We start from the raw sequence: 19,134 nt of genomic DNA, 5'->3' as shown, positions 1-19,134 counted from the left end.
CCGGGGGAAGGCGGTTAAGCCCCGCTCCTGCGAATTCCCCGGACGATGAGAAGAAGGAGCGGCAGCAGGAAGCCGAACACGGAGCATAGGGGACTCCAGCTTTCCAGGGCGAATCTCTGGAAGTAGATAATATTGGGGGCGATCAGGACAGACAGCCCCAGTACCAGCAGACCCAGCGGGTAAGTCAAGGATCGGTATGTCTTCAAGCCGAGCATCTCGGCGGCACTGGTTGCCGTGGCATAGAAGCAGATGATGATCTTCATGAAGAGGGTGATGAACATAAGGCCGCCCGACAGAACCTCCACCCGCTGGATGAACTTGCCGATCTGAATCTTCTCCGCCAGCCCGTAGATCGGATAATTCAACTGGCTGGTGAAGTCCGCCCCTAGAACCGCAATGGCAAGGAAGGCGTTCATGGCCAGAATCCCTCCTCCGATCCATACTCCCGTTCGGAGATTTTGGCCGACGTACTGCGTCTTGGCCACATAGGGAGTGATCGTCAGGAAGACGATCAGATCCATATAGGGGATGCCGAACAAGGGATACAAGCCGAACAGTACCGGCCGCATCCCTTCCTCAAGCACAGGTGTCAGACGGGACAGATGGATCTCCGGCAGCAGAAAAGCGGTCAGGATGATGAAGAACATCATGATCCAGGGGATTAGAATTTCTGCCGTCCGTGCGAAAACCTCCAGTCCCAGGCGAGCCCCCATGACCACCACCAGCAGCATGGCCAGCTCTGCGGCTTGGATCGGCGTTTCCGTAATGATCAGGGTGGTGAGGAAATCCCCGATGATCCGAACCAGCGCAGACGTCAAGAGAAGGAAGAACAGGACGAACAGGAGCGCAACCAGCTTCCCGGGCCACTTGCCCAGGATCCGCTCACACTTCTGCGCCAGACTCAGCTCCGGATCCCGATGAGCCAGCACGCCGCACAGCCAAGCGAAAAACAGCCCGATGCTGATGGCCAAAAGCCCGGAAATCCAGGCATCCCGCTTGGCTTCCATGACCAAGAGGGGGGGCGCGATCAGCGTGGAGCTGCCGATTAGAAACATGATCACCAGAATCGTAAACTGGCTGTTGGTGATGACTCCTTTTTCCATCCGGAATCCTCCTTATCCTAGAGGGCATGCACCCACCGGTATACCGGGCTGAAGAGAGCGATAAGACCGTCCACCGGATTCGGCAGCGGTACCCGTAAGGCTTGTGCGATCGTCAGTCCGGCCGCCATGGCCAGCAGCACGGAGAAGACGGCCAGCTCTCTTCGCCGTTTTTCCCGGAGTATCCCCGGCACCTCCAGCAGCACGATGATGACGCACGCCAAGACAATCATTAATCCGCTTAGCATCCTACTTCCCCTCCTCCTTGTGAGTGAAGGACCGGTTGACGGTGCCTGTCCGCCGGATCTTCACATCCGACATCAGCTTCACCTCCAGATTGGTGAATTGCTCGTCCCAATCCTTCTTCAGGGTCTTCCAGGCTTGGGGATCGGAGTGATGGATCGCATCGCCGAATCCGAAGATATCCGATTTCAGCTTCTTGGCCTTCGCGACAGAGGCTTCCAATATCTCTAGATTCCTCTTCTCGACCTCCTCCTCCATCCGCCGGATCGTTCCGGGATCGGTAATATCGACCTGACAGGCAACTTCCCCGATGTTCACCTCAATCTCCAACCGTACCTCCACGGATGGTTTCCCTTGCACCACCTTGCCCTTCACGTGAGACTTGGAGTGGAGAATCTCCACCCCGAACCTGCCGCCGTCGGGACAATTAATCGGGCCTACGGTACTTTTCACATGATTCGTAATGTAGTTGTATCCCTTGCTCTCGCTCTCGTTGAGCCAGCCCACCAGCTTGTCCTTCCGGAAGACAGCGATGTCCTGGTATTCCAATTGGGCATACGCACGAGTCCGGTCCACATTCTCCCGGGTGCCGCTCTTGGACTCATCTCCGAACAAGACAAGCCCGGTCAGCACAGGCTGCCTCCCCCCGTCACTGGACAAGCCTTCGATCAGATCGTCCAGCTGGACGGCCAAGGTAGGCGCCCATGACTTCTGCGAAGTCTGCAGCGAGGAATTCATCTTGTTGGCCGGAATCTTCTCCAGCGCGGTGACATTCTCCAGCATCTCCCGCGCGGGCCGGTTGCGGCTGATTACCACGTAGAAGTCCTTGCGGAACTCATTGTCCCGGTTGATGAAATCCAGCGTCTTGGAGATCCCTTCCTTGGCCACCGCCTCACTCAGCACCAGCATCTGGAGATGGGGAAAATAAAGACGGCGCGGGGTCACCTTCGTCATCTTCCGGACCGTCTCGAAGATCTGCTCGCCGGTCTCCGAATAGACGGCGACGGGAGTGCGCCAAGTGCTGGATTGCCTGGATGCGATCTCGGCAGGCTCCACGACCTGTACGCTTACCTGGTACCCCTGTTCTGCTTTGTCGATCGACATGGCCACCACCAGCGCCAGATCGTTCAGCTCCCTGCGGTTCCAGCAGCCGGACAGGAAGAGGAGACCGATCAGAAGCGCGGCAAGGCCGCAGCACCTCTTCACATGAACCACCCTCCGGCCTCTCATGATTTCTTGTGCTTGGGCCCTGCCCCCGTCCGGATCACATTCTTCTGGCTGATCAAGCGGGGACGGGAGATCAGCCCCCAGAAGGGAACCCGGAGGATTGCATCCTTCTGGTCCTCCGCGACGTAGGGGCCGAACGGAGCCATATAGGGGACGCCGAAGGACCGCAGAGAGGTCAAGTGCAGCAGCAGTGCCAGGAGGCCCAGCGTGATGCCGTAGAGGCCGAAGGAACCGGCCAGCCCCATCATGACGAACCGGAGCAGCCGGACGGAGATGGCCAGGTTGACGGAAGGAAAGACAAAGTTGGAGATGGCTGTCAGCGAAACGACGATGACCATCGAGGCCGAGATGATTCCCGCCTCCACCGCCGCTTGGCCGATGACCAGCGCCCCTACGATGGATACGGCTTGGCCGATGGCGCGGGGCATCCTGACCCCGGCTTCCCGGAGAATCTCAAAGGTGACCTCCATAATGAAGGCCTCGATGAAAGCCGGAAAAGGAATGCCCTCCCGCTGGGCCGCCAGGCTGATGAGCAGCGGGGTCGGCAGCATTTCCTGATGGAAGGTGGTCACCGCGATGTACAGAGACGGCAGCAGAAGCGCAATGAAGAAGCAGACCAACCGCAGAAGGCGCAGAAAGGTGCTGATGTCGGCGCGCTGATAATAGTCCTCTGAAGACTGCAGGCTCTGGATAAACAGAAAGGGCACCACAAGAACGAAAGGGGTGCCGTCCACAAGAATAGCGACCCGTCCTTCCAAAAGACAGGCCGCGACGGAGTCGGGCCGTTCCGTATTGTACACAGTCGGGAAAGGCGTAACGTTCTCGTCCTGGATCCATTCCTCCACATTGCCGCTCTCCAGAATGCCGTCCACGTCGATCCGGTCCAGCCGCTTCCGGACCTCCTCCACCACCTTCGTATTGGCGATGCCCTCGATAAACATGATGGCAACGGAGGTTTTGGTGACCCTCCCGATCTGCATGCGCTGACATGCCAGTCTGCTGTCCTTGATCTTCCGCCGGACCAGGGCGATATTGGTCCGCAGTGTTTCGGTGAAGCCTTCCCTCGGCCCCCGCACGACGGTTTGGGACATGGGCTCGGACACCTCGCGGTCCTCCCAGCCACAGGTATCTGCGCCGATTGCGGCCTGCATCCCATCGGCCATAACGACCGTGAAGCCTGACATCACCAAGGTGGCTAGCGTCTCCAGGTCCCGGACTTCCTTCAGGTTGCCGATGGTAATGATCCGGTTCTTAATCCAATCCGAAGGGGAGGGAGGCTCAGAGGTCCGGGAAGCTTGTCCTGATGCCTCCCTCTTTTCGGGGGTCCACATCAGGGCGGCCAGGATGGAATGCTGAACGGCAGCCCCATCCACCAAGCCGTCCGCATAGACGATGGCGGCCCGGCAGACCTCCTGGCTGCCCAACTCGATCTCCCGGATCATGATATCCGTACTTAAGCGGAAGGCGTGACGGACCTCCTCCAGATCCTGTTCCAAGCGGCCCGTCAACGGAACGGAAGAGGGAGGATTATCCTTCCCGTCTGAAGAAGTGCTCCGATGCGGGCCCATCACTTTGCGGATCGTTCGGGAGATCCCCATTCCCCATGCTCCTCCTTCAAGCTGATCTGACCTTAGCTTGAACAGGAGCCCCCTGTTTTATCCAACTTTGTCATGTCATTCCGAGGCTGAAGCCGCCTCCAGACAGGCAGAGCCTGCTTCCTCCAGGACAGGAAGCACCAGCCCGACGCTTGTCCCTTCCCCAGGGCTGCTTGCGATGTCCAAGCTCCCTTTGTGATCGGCCAGAATGCGCCTGCTGGTCAATAAGCCAAGACCGGTCCCCTTTTCCTTGGTGGTGAAGAAGGGCTCGCCGATCCTGCTCAGGATCTCGGCCGGGATCCCGCCGCCATTGTCCTCGAACCGGATCAGGAGCATCGCTCCCTCCTGGCTCATCCGGATCGTGAGCAGGCCTCCCTCCGGCATGGCCTCTATCGCGTTTTTGCCCAGATTCACGAACACCTGCTTCAACTGGTTCCCATCCGCCAGCACCAAGGGTCTCCGGTCCGTAAAGTCCTTGCGGATCTCCACATTCTGCATGTTGCCTTCTCCCTCCAGGAGGGAGGCCACCTCCTCCAGCTTCTCCTTCACATCCACCGGCCTGTAGGAGACAACGTGGGGCTTGGCCAGAATCAGCATCTCGCTTATGATGCCTTCGATCCGCGATATCTCCTCCTGAATGATGCCGTAATACCGGGAGTGGGAAGGACCGCCGGGTTGGGACAGCAGCTGAAGGAAGCCCTTGACGGCCGTCAGCGGGTTCCGGATTTCGTGGGCGATCCCTGCAGCCAGCTGTCCGATCATCGTCAGCTTCTCGGAGTTGCGCACCATCTCCTCCGCCTCTTTCATCTCCGTCATATCCATCACCATGGCAAAATAGCCTGCAAGGGCCTCGCCCGCCATGATCGGAAGCATCGTGAAACGGACCGGCACCCGGTGGCCGTTCTTGTGGCGGAGGGACACCTCGATGTTCTGCATGATGCCACCCGGCGCCGCCTCATGGAGAATGGCTTCCGCCAACTCATGATCCGGCTCAAACCACAGCTCCAGACGAGACCTCCCCACAAGCTCCTCCTTCTTGTAGCCGATGATCCGCTCATAAGCCGGATTGACGGAGACGAAGCGCTTATGCTCATCGAATAACACGATCCCCAAGGGATTGTAATCGATGATCGAGCTCTGGCGCTCCATCATCCGCCCATGCTCAATGATATTCTCCAACAGGAAGAACAGAAGCCCCATGATCACGAGCTGGATCACGCAGGCAATGGCCAGGAAGGGGATATATTCGGAAAGCCGCTGGAGTCCCGATCCGCCGAAGCGGGCTGTAAAATAGGCGAGCAGGAGCATCAGCTGGACCAGCAAGGTCACCACGGATAGCAGTTGAGAGACGAGGAGCCGTTTGCGCTGAGCAAGTTTGTCGAAGCGCAAGCAGTAAGCCAGAGGGATGGCAGAGTAGATCAGCACGGCGGAGATATCCCACGCCATGACGGCGTTGAACGGGTCCACCGCCGCCTTATACACGATCAGAATGGTGATGGACAGAAGTCCCGCCCGGCGTTTGCCGTACAGGATGGACAAGATAATCGGCACGCATTGGAAGTTTTCAGGCTTGCCGAGAATGTGGACGGGCATGGTCTGGCACAGAATGGCGGAGAGTCCCCCATACAAGCCCAGCATCCAGGTTCTCTGGGGAAGCTGGTTGTAGGACTTCCCGAACATCCAGATCTGATAGACGGTGATGGGGAACATGATGATCCCCAGCTGAACAAAATATTCCTTCAACAGCATGATTCACTCTCTCTCCGATAGAATCGGCCTCTCTCTCTTTGCCGGTTTTTACATCTGGATTTTGAAAAATTGTTACTATTTAGTATACATTACTCTCTACGATAGAAGCTATCGAACCTTTCAACGACAACTTTCGTCACTCAGCTCCCTCCTGCAAGTTCCAAAGTCCCGACTTGCGGTCATGACGGGTGAGACCTCCGTTCTATAGTGCCAGATTTTGACTATCGCCTATAATGAATGGGTGTTGACAAGGGAAGTACGATTGGCGAGGAAGGAGACCACACCCCCATGAACCGTCTTGCGGAGCAGTGGACACAATATCTGCCGGACTGCATGCTGGCCCGCCTGTGCGATAAAAGCTGGAGCCGGCTCCACCCGGTTGCGGTGCAGGAAGAAGGCGCCGTAATGCTCATCGATATCTCCGGCTTCACCCCGTTAACCCGCCGGCTCATCCAGAACGGAGCATCAGGTCTGGAGCAGCTGACAGTAATCTTGAATACTTATTTCGGTGCGATGACAGCGCGGATCCGGGATGCCGGGGGCCAGACGGTCCAGTTCGCCGGCGATGCCCTGCTGGCCGTCTGGCCGGCGCCTGGCCCGGAAGCCCCGCTGCGGTCAGCCTTGGAGCAGGCCGCCCTGTGCGGACTCCGTCTGCAGCAGCTCCTCCACCATCAGGAGCTGTTCCCCGATCTGCAGCTATCGCTGCGGATCACGGTAAGCGCCGGCTCCCTCACCTATCATTACGCAGGCGGTGTACGGGGCCGCTGGGATCTGGTTCTGTCCGGGGATGCCATCCGTCAGATGTCGGCTTGCGGGGGCTCGGCCGAGCCGGGCAAGGTGCTGCTCTCACCCGAGGCGTACACTCTTCTGGATGGGTCCGCCTATAAGGTAGAGCCTGTTCCGGGCGCAACCGCAGGAGTGGTCATCCGGGCGGAGATGCCCTTGCCCGAGCCTGCACCGCTTGCGGCCGCCGCAGCCGTCCGGGAGCCGGAGCCGGGACTCTTGAGCCCGTACCTGCCACCGGCGGTATGGGCCGCCGTCACCTCCGGTCAGGGCGAATGGGCCGCGGAGCTGCGTCATGTCACGGTGCTGTTCATCCATCTGCCTGAATTCCATATCCGTACCGGCACCGAACGGCTTCACCAAGCAATCGAGGTCATCCAGAACGTTCTCCTGCAGCAGGATGCCGCCATGAACAAGATCAGTCTGGACGACAAGGGGATCGCCGTCATCGCGGCCCTAGGACTGCCCTCCATGACTCACGAGGATGACACCTCACGCGCCTTGGCCGCAGGGCTAGCCCTGCATGCCCATCTCGCGAAGCTCGGCGTCCGGGCCTCTGTAGGCATCGCCACCGGCCCCGTCTTCTGCGGCTCCATCGGCAGCGAGATCCGCCGCGAGTACACCATGATCGGCGATACCATGAACCTGGCCGCCCGGCTGATGCAAGCCGCAGACGGAGCCATCCTGTGCGATGAGGCTACCCGCCGGCCGGCCTCGGGCTTCCGATGCGAGGCTCGGGGCACCTTGAGCCTGAAGGGCTTCCCCGAGCCGGTCCGGGTCTATCAACCCGTCGAAGCGGTCCGGCGCACTGCAATGGAGCCGATGCCGGACGCCTTGATCGGACGGCTGGGTGAAACCGGCGAGCTCTGGAGCCGGATGCAGATCTTGCCGCAGGGAGCAGGCGGAGCCGTGCTCATTACGGGTGAGGCCGGGATGGGCAAATCCCGCCTGCTCCATGCCGCCCGTGCGATGGCTGAGGAGCTTCGCCTGCGGGTGCTGTCCGGCGCCGCAGATTCCATCGACCGTCTGACTCCCTACTATCCTTGGCGGCAGCTGTTCCACCAAGCCCTAGGAACGGTCTTGGATAGGAGGCCTGAGCAGGCGGCCAAGGAGCTTCTGGAGAAGGTCCGGAGTCTGCTTCCGGCCGGACGCGAGCCACTTCTGCCCCTGTTGAACGCCGTCCTGCCATTGGGACTGAAGGACAACGACCGAACCGTCCACATGGCGGGACGGATCCGGGCGGACAACACCCAGTCGCTCCTCGCGGAACTGCTGCATGCGGCCCTGGGAACAGAGCCTGCGGTCGTGATTCTCGACGACGTGCACTGGATGGACTCTGCCTCCTGGTCCATGCTGCTTACCGCCTCCAGGCATCTGCCGACAGTGCTGTTCATTCTGGCTATGCGGCCGGAGCCGCCGGACCAGAGCCTGCTGCCGGCGGAATACCGGATGTACCTCGAAGCCTGCCGTCCGGAGCCCATCCTCCTGGAGGGACTCTCGGAGTCCGACACGGTCCGCCTGATCTGTGAGCGGCTCGGCGTTGCGTCGCTTCCGGAGGAAGCGGTGAAACTCATCTGGAGCAAGACGGAGGGTCACCCCCTCTTCAGCGAGGAGCTGGCTTATTCACTCCGTGACCGGGGCTTTCTGGAGATCGATGACGGTACATGCAGGATGCGGAACGGCTCCGGCAGCTTGCAGGACGTGCTGTTCAATCCGAGCATCCAAGGAATCATCATGAGCAGGATCGACCGGCTGCCCGCCAAGGATCAGCTGGTCCTGAAGGTGGCCAGCGTCATCGGACGGCTCTTCACCTGCTCCTTCCTGCTGGGCATCCTGCCCTACCGGACGGCCGAGCAAGAGATCAAGACGCAGCTCACCACCCTCGAAGAGGTAAATCTGACCGTCCTCGAAAGTCTGGAGCCCGATCTCAGCTACCTGTTCCGGCACATCCTGACGCAGGAGGTCACCTATAACATGCTGCTCCGCTCCCAGCGGAAGCAACTCCACCAGGCCGCCGCCGAATGGCTGGAGAGCCGGGGCACAGATCTGTCACCCTATTATTCGCTGTTGGCGCACCATTGGTCCAAGGCCGAGAATACGGACAAGGCGGTCGGTTATCTGGAGCAGGTCGGCCTGCAAGCTATGAAGACCGGTGCCTACCCCGAGGCGGTCCATGCCTTCAGAGAACTGCTGGCCCTAGTGCCGGACAACGCCCCCATACCCCACACCGCCCGCTGGCACCGGCTTCTCGGCGAAGCCTGCATGGGAGTGGGCGATATGGCGGAGGCCTACGTCCAGCTGAAGAAGGCGCTGGCTCTCTTCGGGAAGGAGCCGGCTTCGACCGCTGTGCAATTCGTGCAGCATACGGGCAAGCAGCTGCTGCTGCAGCTCCTTCATCGGCTCCGTCCCGCCCGGTACTTCGGCCGGCTGGAGGGCCGGAGCGGGGATGCTCCGGAACTGGCCCGGTGCTACTTCCGGCTGTCGGAGATCGCCTTCTTCACGAACAAGCCGAAGGACAACATCTACCACTCCCTTCATGGCCTGAACCTGGGCGAGGAGACAGGAGCCTCCGTAGAGCTGGCCCAGATCACCGGCAACATGTGCGTCACCGCCGGCATCGTCTCCCTGCACCGGCTGGCCCGGGCCTATAAGCGGCAGGCCTTCCAGGTGGCGGAGATGTTGGGGGACCCCGTCGCGACGGCCTGGGTGAACATGGACTGCTCCCTGTACCATATCGGTATCGGCGAATGGGAATCCTCCAGCGAATACGCCCAAGTGGGCATGGCCATCTACGAGCGCCTCGGAGACCGCCGATACTGGGAGGCCTGCTCCTACCTCTATGTGAAGGTTCTTTGCTACCGGGATGCGGATTTTGAAGCCAGCAGCAGGCTGGCGGCTGAGATTTACGACTCCGGCAGCCGCAGCGGCAACGTCCAGGCCAAATCCTGGGGGCTCATGGCCCAGGCGGAGAATCGCCTCTATCAGGGCCGTCCCGGCGAGGCTCTGCCTCTCTTGCTGGAGGCCGAAGGTCTGATTCCGGCCAATATCGGGCTGACGGAGGAAATCCGGGTATACAGCCAATTGGCCTGCACCCACCTGCGCCTGGGACAGAGGGATCAGGCCAAGTCCTACGCCGCCCGGGCGTTGGCTTCCATCCGGCAGTCCTCTCCGACGGCGTATTACGCCTATGATGCGTATGCGGCACTGGCCGAAGCTTATCTGGAGCTGTGGGCCGGCAGCAAGACCGGGGAGAGCACGGCGCTCCGGCGGGATCTGCATACGGCTCTGCGCGCACTGAAGACCTTCGCGGGCGTCTTCCCCATCGCGAAGCCGAGGTATCTCCGCTGCCGGGGGGCCTTGGCCCGGCTGGAGGGCGCGCTGCGGAAGGCCGCCCGCTTCCTGCGGCAGAGCCGGGAGCTGGCGGAGCAGCTCCGGATGCCCCATGAGGCGGAGCAGGCCCGGCTGGAGCTTGAGGAGCAGGGCCGCCGTTAATGGGGATCCGGACGGCAAACAAAAAAACTGCTCCGGCGGTCATACGCCGAGCAGTTTTTTTGTTTTTGTAAGCACGAGGCTGCTGTAGAGACAGCCTCTTTATCTTTTACCCCTTCAACCCGGCCTTCGCCTTCAGCGTGCGCAGGACGGCTGCTTCGAGGGAAGCCGCCCAGCCGGATTTCTCCAGTCGGTCCAAGAGCCATATGGGCACCAGCAGGCCGCTGAGCGACACGAGAACCGCCGCCGGCAGTATCCAGACGGCTGTGGGATGGACGAAATACGGGATGATCGAAACAGCCATGATCGGCGCCGCATCCAGCCGGCTGACCTGGATCAGGGTCAGAGTCAAGGCCGTCGTGATCAGGAACGAGACGGCTCCGGCATCCACGTAGTGAAGCAGGCTGCCGATGACGGCCGAAGCGCACGCCCCGAGGATAATCCGCGCCATGTGCGGAAGCGGTCCTCCCTTCTTCATGAACAGGAAGCAGAAGGCTCCCAGCGTCGGATAGAAGGCCATCTTGGCCGGAGCAAAATGATGGGAGAGCCAATACACGGCCACCAGATAAACGCAGATGAACACGTTACGCAAAAACACGGATCGAATCCCCCACTTCTGGAATTCCAAGTATTATGCTTGGATTAACCAATTTTACAGAAGGGGACCTCTCGCCGTCAACCCATTTTTTATGAAATCCGGCCAGATTATCGGAACACCCGGGTGACGAAGCCCCCGCAGCCGCACTCGCCGATATAGCGAATCTCCGCCACATCGATCCCGTCCTCCCGAAGACGGCGCTCCAAGGCCGGGATGAATCCCTCCTCCGGATGTCCCGCTCCGCCCGGGGTGACGAGGTTGACATAGCAGCCGGCGTCTGTCCCGCGAATTCCTTCGACGGAAGCCGCAAGCAGCTCCTCTTGATTGTCCGCGTAAGCTTCATCCTCCAGGTTCAAGGACCAGTCCCTGGTCCGGATTTCCCTCCAGCCTCTTCCCATCGTAAGCTCCTCCCTGCTCTCGTAGATGCGGCGTATTCCGGTTACCGGAAACGCTGGCTTCAGCTTATCACAAGGAGATGCTGCCGGCGTGACGGGCGTCACAGGATCCAGAGTTTCTTACTTCCGGGCCGAAGCGCCGTTATCGCCCACGTAGGGCACCCGCTCGTCCTTCAGCGACCAGCCGGTCTTCAGTCCCAGGACGAACCACCCCAGCGCCAGGAGCCCCGCCGTGAAGATCGTATCCCCGATCACCCGCATCCATACGAAGTTGTGGATAATCCCCTTGCCCATAAATTCGGCGGATCTTGCGTACCACATGCCATGCTCCACGCTGGCCCACGTCTGCATAAGCCCGATGGGCAGCAGGCTGACCAGGACCATAAGCGCCAGCCCGATATTGATGCTCCAGAAGGAGAAGCGGAGCACCCCCGTTTTCCACTCCCGGTTGGTGGTCAGGCCGCGGAGGCAGAACAGCATCAGCCCGATCCCCAGCGTGCCGTACACGCCGAACAAGGCCGTATGTCCGTGGACCGGCGTCGTGTTCAAGCCCTGCATATAGTAGAGCGCCACCGGCGGGTTGATGAAGAATCCGAACAAGCCGGCCCCCACCAGATTCCAGAACGCCACCGCCACGAAAAAGTAAATCGGCCACTTATAAGCCGTCACCCAAGGCCTTGCCCTCGTCAGCGTCAGGTTCTCGTAAGCCTCGAAGCCGATCAGGCACAGAGGCACCACCTCCAGCGCGCTGAAGGCGGCTCCGAAGGCCAGTACGCCGATGGGCGTCCCGCTGAAGTACAGATGGTGGAAGGTTCCGATGATGCCGCCGAACAGGAAGATCACCGTGGAGAACAGCACCGAGCTGTTGGCCGTGGCGACCCGCAGGAGGCCCATCCGGGTGAACAGGAACGCGATGACCACGGTAGCGAACACCTCGAAGAAGCCCTCCACCCACAGATGCACCACCCACCAGCGCCAATACTCCGCCAGCGCCAGGTGCGTGTGCTGCCCCCACATCAGCCCCGGTATGTAGAAGACGGGGATGGCGGTGGAGGCCAATAGGAACAAGGCCAGAAGGTGCTTGCCCTCCTGCTTGCGCTTCAGGGCCGGCCAGATGGCGCGCGTCATCAGGAACAGCCAGAGGAACAGCCCGACGGTCAGGAAGATCTGCCAGAACCGTCCCAGGTCCACGTATTCGTAGCCTTGGTGGCCGAACCAGAAGTTGGTCCGGAAGCCCAGCTTCTGCTGGATGGCGAACCACTGCCCCGCCATGGAGCCCACCACGATGATCAGGAGGCAGACGAAGAGGAAGTTGATTCCCGCTCTCTGGAACTTAGGCTCATGCCCGGAAACCGCCGGAGCGACGAACAGACCCGTGGCCAACCAAGCCGTGGCAATCCAGAAGATGCCCAGCTGGGTATGCCAGGTCCGCGTCACCGAGTAAGGGATCCATTCCGAGATGGGGATGCCGTAGAAGCTGCTCCCCTCCACCTGGTAGTGGGCGGTGATGGCGCCCAGCGCCGCCTGTACGACGACCAGCGCCGTGACGACCCAGAAAAATTTAAGCGTCGCCTTCATCGAAGGAGTGGGAGACAGCCCAAGAAGCGGGTCCTTGTCCGGGAACTGTTCCTCTCCCTCATGATGCTTCTGGGCGGCGTAGTACCAAGCCAAGGCACCGACCCCGGCCAAGAGGAGCACGAAGCTGACGACGGACCAGATCACCATGGACCCGGTCATCGTATTGCCCACCAGGGACTCGTGGGGCCAGTTGTTGGTATAGGTGATGGAGCTGCCCGGCCGTTCCGTGGAGCAGGACCAGGCGGCCCAGAAGAAGAAGGCGCTGAGCGCTTTTTGCCTGGCGGGATCGGAGATGGCGTTCTTGGGAATCGCATAGCCGTCCCTTAAGGAATCGAAGGCCGGATCGTTCCCGAACAGAGAAGCATAGTAGCGGCTCAGCTCGTCATAGGCGTAGGCCCGGTCCGTGGAGATCACCAGCTTGCCGGTATCCGGCTGGTAAGTGTTGGTGCGCATTTCCTTCTTCAGTCGGGTCAAAAGCACCGCCTGGGTCTCGTCGTCCAGGCTCTCGTAGGTTTTGGGCGGCGTCACCTTGGCCCAACGGCCCAAGATCAGCTCGGATTCCCGGTGCAGCCAATCCGCCGACCAGTCGGGAGCCACATAGGCACCGTGCCCCCAGATGCTTCCCACCTCCTGTCCCCCGATGGATTGCCATACATTCTGACCGTCGAGGATATCCTGTTCGGTCACGATGACCTTGCCGTCACTTGTGACGACCTGCTTCGGGATCGGCGGCATGGTGTGGTAAATCTCACCGCCGTAATAGCCCAGTACGGCAAATGAAGCGACAATCACGATCGCCAAGCTGATCCATAGTTTTTTGGCATTCAATGCAGATCACACCTCCTGTTAGGGTTCTATAGGTAACGTTTCCAACGATTCACACTTCCATGCATGCATAAAATGTGCGCCGAATCACAACCTGGATTCCGATATAAGCTACACTGGAAAGAACAGTAGAATAATGGGAGGAATCACGATGGATGCACACGGTCATACCTGCGCCAGTGCCATGATGGGAGCGGACAGCGTCGAGCTCTGCGCCCCCCTCGCCCAGCTCAAGCGCGAGCACGGCCCCCTTCGGGAGCAAATGAACGAATTCGCACGGATGGCGGCTCCGATCGGTCAAGACGATAGCACCACGGATTGGAGCGAGCCCTTGGCGGAGCTGCGGACCAAGGTCCAAGCCTTCGCGGAGCAGCTGGACCCGCACTCGGGAATCGAGGAAGGCGTCCTCTTCCCGCTAATGGCGAAGTACATCGGCCGGGAGACAGGCCCGATCGCCGTCATGGAGTACGAGCACGATCAGGCCAAGGCCAATCTGGGCCGGTTTCTGGAGGGCACTAAGGCGGAGACGGCCCCCGTTCCCGCCGCACGCGCCGCAGAGCTGGCCGGCTACGCCATCGCCGCCCAAACCATCTTGACGGACCACTTCATGAAGGAGGAGAACATTCTCTTCCCGATGGCTGAGAAGCTGCTTACCCCCGAGGACAAAAACCAGCTGGCCGGCCACACCGGCACCTCGGCCTAACCCGTATAACGAAAGAACGCTCCGGCTCCTTCCCTTAGAGGAAGGCTTCCGGAGCGTTTTTGCGTTTTTACAGATCGATGGAGCCGGCCACGATGGGGCCGTTTTCTCCGGCGTGGTAGACCAGCACGTTGCCTTCTTTGTCCTCCACAACGGCGTATGGGCAGCAATCGTACAGGATCAGGCCTCTCAGCTTGCCTTGAACCCGGATGGATTCATGGAAGCCTTTGTCCAGATCGGAGAAATCGTTGGCGGTGTAAGCCACCACCTCGTCCCCGTCCTGCTCGGCGTAATGGTGCCCGGTCTTGCTGACGATCTTGGCTTGGGCGGTATAGAATACGCGGCCGCTGTCATACGCCTCCACGGTGTCCTCGGCCTTCGCCTTGTCGTCCTTCGTGAACTCCGGCCATAGGTCGCTGAACACCTTCAGGCCTTCGTCGTTCTTCACCAGCACGAAGGGCACCTGCGCCGGCCCATACGGGAGGACGAACAGATCCTGGAAGGAGCCCTTCTGCCCCTTGCCCGAGGTCTGGAACAGCTGGCCGTCCGCATTGTAGACGTAGACGGTCTTGCCGATTTGCAGCGAGGTGAATTCCCCTTCCGTCTCCAGCTTCACATGGCTGGGCTTCACCGGGGGAGCCTCGGGAGGTGCACCCGCTCCCTTTTCGGCTTCGGCTGCGAACGCGGCGGCAGGCAGGCTCAGGAAGGCGGCCAGGGCGGTGATGGTCACAAGGCGGATTACGGATTTTCTCATGGATGGACACTCCTTTAATCGTTCGGATTGATTTGTTACAACGATTATCATCTTATAATAATTTCCAGATACATTCTGTAACGGATACCACATTATATCTGTTAACAAAAACACCTCTTCCCGCTCTGTGCCTTTAGGAGAAGAGGCCGATTTTTCAGCCAACATTCAGGCTGGCTTAACGCTGCGGTAACATCGTGCGGTATAATAAGAAGCAAGCATTCCCCAATTATTCGGAAAGAAGGCGCCATGTTCCATGTCCTCGAGCAAACGCGTTTGGATCCCCTCCCTTCTTCTTCTTCTGGCCGCGGCGGGCTTATGCTCCTATTCCTTCCTCCTGCCGGAAGCCCGGCATGTGCACAGCTCCCTGAAGGAGGCCATGACCACCCTCGGAACCGCCGCCGTCTTTCTCGGGGCCTTATCCTTCCTCTGGATCCGGTTCAAAAGTCTGCGAAGGTCCGAATCGATCCTTCTTAAGAAGCTCAGCAAGCTCCTCCGATCCGTCCATCAAGCCTCGGGCTATGCCGCTTTGGCCCTCATTCTGGCCCATGGCGTGTACTTCCTGTTCTATACCAGCTTGCAGCCCGGCACCTTATCCGGTCTGGCAGCCTTCACTGTACTCGCCGCCCTGGCAGGCTACGGGATGCTGATGAAGCGGATCCGCAATGTGCATATGCGGACGATCCACCGCACCTTAAGCATCGCCTGGATCCCATTCCTCCTGATACATGCCGGAGGTTCTGTGATACTGAGTGCCCTGCTCTCCGCCGCCATCTGCGGAGCAGCATGGCTGGTGGAGCGGCGGACTCTGCAGTCCCGGTAGACGTGATTTCGAGGAAAGGAATGGAAGAAGCCTCTTCTATGGCATATGGGCCACAGATGAGGCTTCTTCTATCTTGTTGGGATCCGGCATCTACGCGCCTTCCCGAGCTTATCCTACATCAAGACCATTCAACACGTGCTTCGGTTCCCTCCATCCGCTGGAGTTCTGTCCTTAGGCGAGTTGGTGTTGTGTGATTTTTGTCACTTTAGTGCCATAAATGTGACGAATATCACACCTGAGCCCTTTTACATGCTCTAGAGTAGACGGAAGAAAATACCGTGAGGAGGAACTGCTGTCATGCCGCTACAAAAAGATACCATTGAGATCATCAAATCGACCGTACCTATCCTAGAGGTCCATGGAACCGCCATTACCACCCGGTTCTATCAGCTGCTGTTCTCCCGGCATCCGGAGCTCTTGCATGTGTTCAACCATGCCAACCAAAAGCAGGGGCGCCAGCAAACAGCATTGGCCAATGCCGTCTACGCGGCTGCCGTCCACATCGAACGGCTGGAGGCCATCCTGCCGGCTGTCAGACAGATCGCCCACAAGCACCGCAGCCTGGGTGTCAAGCCGGAGCACTACCCCATCGTCGGCCAGTGTCTGCTGGCCGCCATCCGGGACGTGCTCCAGGACGCTGCGTCGGAGGAGATTCTGGACGCCTGGGCCCAGGCGTATGGCGTCATCGCCGATGCCTTTATCGGCGTGGAGGCTGAGATGTACCGCCAAGCGGAAACCCAGCCCGGGGGCTGGAAGGACTTCCGAGAATTCCGCGTTATCCGTAAGGAACAGGAGAGCGACTCCATTACCTCGTTCTATATGGCACCTCTGGATGGCGGCCCCCTGGCCCCCTTCGAGGCCGGCCAATATATCAGCCTAAAAGTCCGGATACCCGGAGAGGAGCACACCCTGATCCGCCAATACAGCCTGTCTGACCGTCCGGGCCAGCCTTATTACCGGATCTCCGTTAAGCGGGAGGCCGGCACGGAGGGTAAACCGGACGGCAAGGTTTCCGTCTACCTTCACGACCATATCCAAGAAGGAGACCGCCTATGGATCTCGGCGCCGGCCGGAGACTTTACGGTCAATCTGGAGGATTCGCGCCCCCTCGTCCTGATCAGCGGCGGCGTCGGGCTGACACCCATGGTCAGCATGCTGGGTGCAGCTCTGGAGGCCCAGCTGGAACGGACGGTGACCTTCATCCACAGCGCGGTGAGCGGTGACGTTCACGCCATGAAGGCAGAGCTGCTGCGCCTGGAGCGAGAGCATCCCGCGCTGTCCGTCCGCTTCTGCTATGAAAAGCCGACGGCAGCCGATCGGGCCGAGGGCGCCTTCCATAAGGAAGGGTATCTCGACCTGCACGTGCTTCAGGAATGGATCGGCGAACCCGACGCCGACTTCTATTTTTGCGGCCCCGTTCCCTTCATGAAGGCGGTTAACAACGCCCTGCAGGAATGGGGTGTCCCTTCCGGCAGCATCCATTATGAATTTTTCGGACCGGCCGGAAGCCTCCAATAATCGCCGGCAGCAGTTTCAGCCCGTTCAGTGGCAATCTGAACGGGCTTTATCTAATCAGATCCTTTAAACCAATACTTTTGTCACACGAGCGGCAATAATATCTAATTTCGCGTTTATACTGATTGCCAAGGGCCGCCAGGCCCGCCGCGTGATCAGACCCTCAACATTCCTTTATTCCCTATTTTCATGGTCTCCCAATACACTTCTTTAAACTCTTCTTGGCCTAATTTGAATTTATGTCCTGTTAATTCTCCGTTGTATGCATGAAGTAAGTCAAAATGACCTATATGAACCCAGTCCCATAACATAGACATAAAATTATAAGCAATCATCAAATCTTTCAAAGAGTTTCTAATTGCTATACATTCTTCTCTAGTAATTCCACATGATTCTAGTGATTTCAGTGCTTTTTCCTTTATCTCTTCACTAAATTCTGTGTCTAAAAATCCATCCAATATGAGCCCCCAGGTATCAATTCGACTAACCTTAGGTATCACATTATAATCTGCGAATGCTTCTAATTGCTCTTTATAGGTTGCGTTAACAAAAATAATTTCTCCACCTATTGTTCTTACTTCAGGTGGCATTTGCTTTAATAGCACTTCCTTTATATCATTTGCATGTAAAATTCCATCAGGATAAACGGATGCCGCCGTGAAGGGATATTCTGTGAATTCTATCTGTCTTTCTTTGAATTTAATCATTTGATTTCCTTCTTTTTATTATTCTGCTTAATATTTCGTCTAACGTTCTTGTATTCACGAACCCTCACTGGCTTAAGGGCGCTTGCGCCCGGGTCCGACGGATAGTGCAGGATTGTCTGCTGATTCCGCTTGGCAGAATATCCTCTAACCTGGGCCCAGACAGGGCCACCGCGTGAATACGGGTGTTAGTTGATGTCTCCGACTTCCCAATTAGCAACTGTGTTATTCTGTTTCTTTATTTCTTCTAATGACTTAAGTAGGTGTGTTTTTCCTATACTTTCATGTCTTAATAGACTCTTACTTTCCTCTGCTTTGTACCAATCGACATTATCTACTTCTTTAGACCTTACGAAATCTTGTTTTCTTACTCTTACAATAAACCCAAGCATCAAAAGCCCTTTTCTCTCATGATAGTAGCTTCTAACATATGTAATTTTTTCTGCATCCTGGCCTGTTTCTTCCTTAACTTCGCGAATGGCTGCCTCTTCAGCAGTTTCACCTTTCTTTACATAACCTGCAACTAACACTAAATTTTCTTCAGATATCTTTTTTTGTTTTAACAAAGCGACCTCATTAAACTCATTAATAACAACGACAATTACACACTGGTGAAACAGATCAAAAAAAGGTTTCTTACACTCTACACAGTAAGGTAGCAAACCTTCTTCTCCTATTTCTTTTTGTATCGTTTTGGCACCACATTCAGGACAATAGGAGTAGTTCATTTTCATCGTCCTCTCCCTCATAATCTTTCAGGCAAATTCACCTAACGTTCTGGTATTCACGAACTCTCACTAGTTTAAGGCCGCTTGGACCGGATGGCTCCGCCACTTGGCCAGTGCAGGTTGTCTGCTGATTCCACTTCTCCAAAAAGCCTCTTGCAGTCCAAGGGCCTTCAGGTCCGCCGCGCGAAAAGAGTCTGTAAAATATTTTGTGTAAACTCTCAAAACCAAATCTAGTAAACTAGAAGGAAAGGTCGGTTTGAGAGGATGACACAGGTGGCACGGTTTAGTAAAGAACAGGTGAAGGCATTCGTCAAGGAGAATAATCTGAAGA

The 19,134-nt window shown here is 58.1% G+C and carries 15 protein-coding genes; 4 read left to right on the top strand and 11 right to left on the bottom strand.

Annotated features, from left to right (window positions below):
* Nucleotides 1-14: 14 nt before the first annotated feature.
* From ACSEXW_RS23850 to ACSEXW_RS23830, 5 genes are all read right to left on the bottom strand, one after another.
* A complete protein-coding gene (locus tag ACSEXW_RS23850; RefSeq protein ID WP_438448693.1) occupies nt 15-1,103 on the bottom strand; it encodes a GerAB/ArcD/ProY family transporter in 1,089 nt (362 codons plus the stop codon).
* A gap of 17 nt (nt 1,104-1,120) precedes the next feature.
* Nucleotides 1,121-1,348 (bottom strand): hypothetical protein, encoded by a 228-nt coding sequence (locus tag ACSEXW_RS23845; protein WP_438448692.1) that lies wholly within the window; start codon nt 1,346-1,348, stop codon nt 1,121-1,123.
* 1 nt (nt 1,349) lies between these two features.
* The gene (locus tag ACSEXW_RS23840) at nt 1,350-2,558 is read right to left on the bottom strand and encodes a Ger(x)C family spore germination protein (protein WP_438448691.1); all 1,209 of its coding nucleotides are present in this window, start codon (nt 2,556-2,558) and stop codon (nt 1,350-1,352) included.
* Nucleotides 2,559-2,569: 11 nt separating this feature from the next.
* Complete coding sequence (locus ACSEXW_RS23835; RefSeq protein WP_438448690.1) at nt 2,570-4,168, bottom strand: spore germination protein; 1,599 nt, start codon at nt 4,166-4,168, stop codon at nt 2,570-2,572.
* A gap of 75 nt (nt 4,169-4,243) precedes the next feature.
* Complete coding sequence (locus ACSEXW_RS23830) at nt 4,244-5,914, bottom strand: ATP-binding protein (RefSeq protein ID WP_438448689.1); 1,671 nt, start codon at nt 5,912-5,914, stop codon at nt 4,244-4,246.
* 288 nt (nt 5,915-6,202) lie between these two features.
* On the opposite strand from ACSEXW_RS23830, the gene ACSEXW_RS23825 reads away from it, so the two are divergent.
* The gene (locus tag ACSEXW_RS23825; RefSeq protein WP_438448688.1) at nt 6,203-10,189 is read left to right on the top strand and encodes an AAA family ATPase; all 3,987 of its coding nucleotides are present in this window, start codon (nt 6,203-6,205) and stop codon (nt 10,187-10,189) included.
* Between the two features lie 106 nt (nt 10,190-10,295).
* On the opposite strand, the gene ACSEXW_RS23820 is transcribed toward ACSEXW_RS23825, so the two are convergent.
* The 3 genes from ACSEXW_RS23820 to ACSEXW_RS23810 form a co-directional block, all read right to left on the bottom strand.
* The gene (locus tag ACSEXW_RS23820) at nt 10,296-10,784 is read right to left on the bottom strand and encodes a hypothetical protein (RefSeq protein ID WP_438448687.1); all 489 of its coding nucleotides are present in this window, start codon (nt 10,782-10,784) and stop codon (nt 10,296-10,298) included.
* Nucleotides 10,785-10,891: 107 nt separating this feature from the next.
* On the bottom strand, nt 10,892-11,182 hold the full coding sequence (locus ACSEXW_RS23815) for a CGCGG family putative rSAM-modified RiPP protein (RefSeq protein WP_438448686.1): 291 nt from the start codon (nt 11,180-11,182) through the stop codon (nt 10,892-10,894).
* 117 nt (nt 11,183-11,299) lie between these two features.
* Nucleotides 11,300-13,585: a nitric-oxide reductase large subunit gene (locus ACSEXW_RS23810; protein ID WP_438448685.1), complete on the bottom strand. Its 2,286-nt coding sequence runs from the start codon at nt 13,583-13,585 to the stop codon at nt 11,300-11,302.
* Nucleotides 13,586-13,733: 148 nt separating this feature from the next.
* Here ACSEXW_RS23810 and ACSEXW_RS23805 point away from each other — a divergent pair, with 148 nt between their 5' ends.
* Nucleotides 13,734-14,285, top strand: coding sequence for a hemerythrin domain-containing protein (locus ACSEXW_RS23805; protein WP_438448684.1), 552 nt, complete (start codon nt 13,734-13,736; stop codon nt 14,283-14,285).
* A gap of 67 nt (nt 14,286-14,352) precedes the next feature.
* On the opposite strand, the gene ACSEXW_RS23800 is transcribed toward ACSEXW_RS23805, so the two are convergent.
* The gene (locus tag ACSEXW_RS23800; RefSeq protein ID WP_438448683.1) at nt 14,353-15,036 is read right to left on the bottom strand and encodes a hypothetical protein; all 684 of its coding nucleotides are present in this window, start codon (nt 15,034-15,036) and stop codon (nt 14,353-14,355) included.
* 253 nt (nt 15,037-15,289) lie between these two features.
* Between ACSEXW_RS23800 and ACSEXW_RS23795 the strand changes: the two genes are divergently transcribed.
* The gene (locus ACSEXW_RS23795) at nt 15,290-15,856 is read left to right on the top strand and encodes a hypothetical protein (protein ID WP_438448682.1); all 567 of its coding nucleotides are present in this window, start codon (nt 15,290-15,292) and stop codon (nt 15,854-15,856) included.
* Between the two features lie 297 nt (nt 15,857-16,153).
* On the top strand, nt 16,154-17,374 hold the full coding sequence (gene hmpA, locus ACSEXW_RS23790) for an NO-inducible flavohemoprotein (RefSeq protein WP_438448681.1): 1,221 nt from the start codon (nt 16,154-16,156) through the stop codon (nt 17,372-17,374).
* Nucleotides 17,375-17,526: 152 nt separating this feature from the next.
* Here hmpA and ACSEXW_RS23785 read toward each other — a convergent pair whose 3' ends face one another.
* Both ACSEXW_RS23785 and ACSEXW_RS23780 read right to left on the bottom strand, forming a co-directional pair.
* The gene (locus tag ACSEXW_RS23785; RefSeq protein WP_438448680.1) at nt 17,527-18,078 is read right to left on the bottom strand and encodes a hypothetical protein; all 552 of its coding nucleotides are present in this window, start codon (nt 18,076-18,078) and stop codon (nt 17,527-17,529) included.
* Nucleotides 18,079-18,263: 185 nt separating this feature from the next.
* Entirely contained in the window at nt 18,264-18,809 is a 546-nt protein-coding gene (locus ACSEXW_RS23780; protein WP_438448679.1) for an NAD(+) diphosphatase, read from the bottom strand.
* Nucleotides 18,810-19,134: the final 325 nt, after the last annotated feature.

The sequence above is a fragment of the Oryzibacillus soli genome, from assembly GCF_051594765.1.
Lineage (GTDB): Bacteria > Bacillota > Bacilli > Paenibacillales > NBRC-103111 > Paenibacillus_AR.
The sequence above is the reverse complement of the archived record's forward strand: the minus strand, read 5'-3'. Positions and strand labels throughout refer to the sequence as shown.

Excerpts from the sequence above, each read along its gene's own strand:
- ACSEXW_RS23850 (WP_438448693.1), bottom strand. The coding sequence starts at position 1,103 with ATGGAAAAAGGAGTCATCACCAACAGCCAGTTTACGATTCTGGTGATC.
- ACSEXW_RS23835 (WP_438448690.1), bottom strand. The coding sequence starts at position 4,168 with ATGGGGATCTCCCGAACGATCCGCAAAGTGATGGGCCCGCATCGGAGC.
- ACSEXW_RS23845 (WP_438448692.1), bottom strand. The coding sequence starts at position 1,348 with ATGCTAAGCGGATTAATGATTGTCTTGGCGTGCGTCATCATCGTGCTG.
- ACSEXW_RS23830 (WP_438448689.1), bottom strand. The coding sequence starts at position 5,914 with ATGCTGTTGAAGGAATATTTTGTTCAGCTGGGGATCATCATGTTCCCC.
- ACSEXW_RS23795 (WP_438448682.1), top strand. The coding sequence starts at position 15,290 with ATGTCCTCGAGCAAACGCGTTTGGATCCCCTCCCTTCTTCTTCTTCTG.
- ACSEXW_RS23825 (WP_438448688.1), top strand. The coding sequence starts at position 6,203 with ATGAACCGTCTTGCGGAGCAGTGGACACAATATCTGCCGGACTGCATG.
- ACSEXW_RS23815 (WP_438448686.1), bottom strand. The coding sequence starts at position 11,182 with ATGGGAAGAGGCTGGAGGGAAATCCGGACCAGGGACTGGTCCTTGAAC.
- ACSEXW_RS23800 (WP_438448683.1), bottom strand. The coding sequence starts at position 15,036 with ATGAGAAAATCCGTAATCCGCCTTGTGACCATCACCGCCCTGGCCGCC.
- hmpA (WP_438448681.1), top strand. The coding sequence starts at position 16,154 with ATGCCGCTACAAAAAGATACCATTGAGATCATCAAATCGACCGTACCT.
- ACSEXW_RS23785 (WP_438448680.1), bottom strand. The coding sequence starts at position 18,078 with ATGATTAAATTCAAAGAAAGACAGATAGAATTCACAGAATATCCCTTC.
- ACSEXW_RS23780 (WP_438448679.1), bottom strand. The coding sequence starts at position 18,809 with ATGAAAATGAACTACTCCTATTGTCCTGAATGTGGTGCCAAAACGATA.
- ACSEXW_RS23805 (WP_438448684.1), top strand. The coding sequence starts at position 13,734 with ATGGATGCACACGGTCATACCTGCGCCAGTGCCATGATGGGAGCGGAC.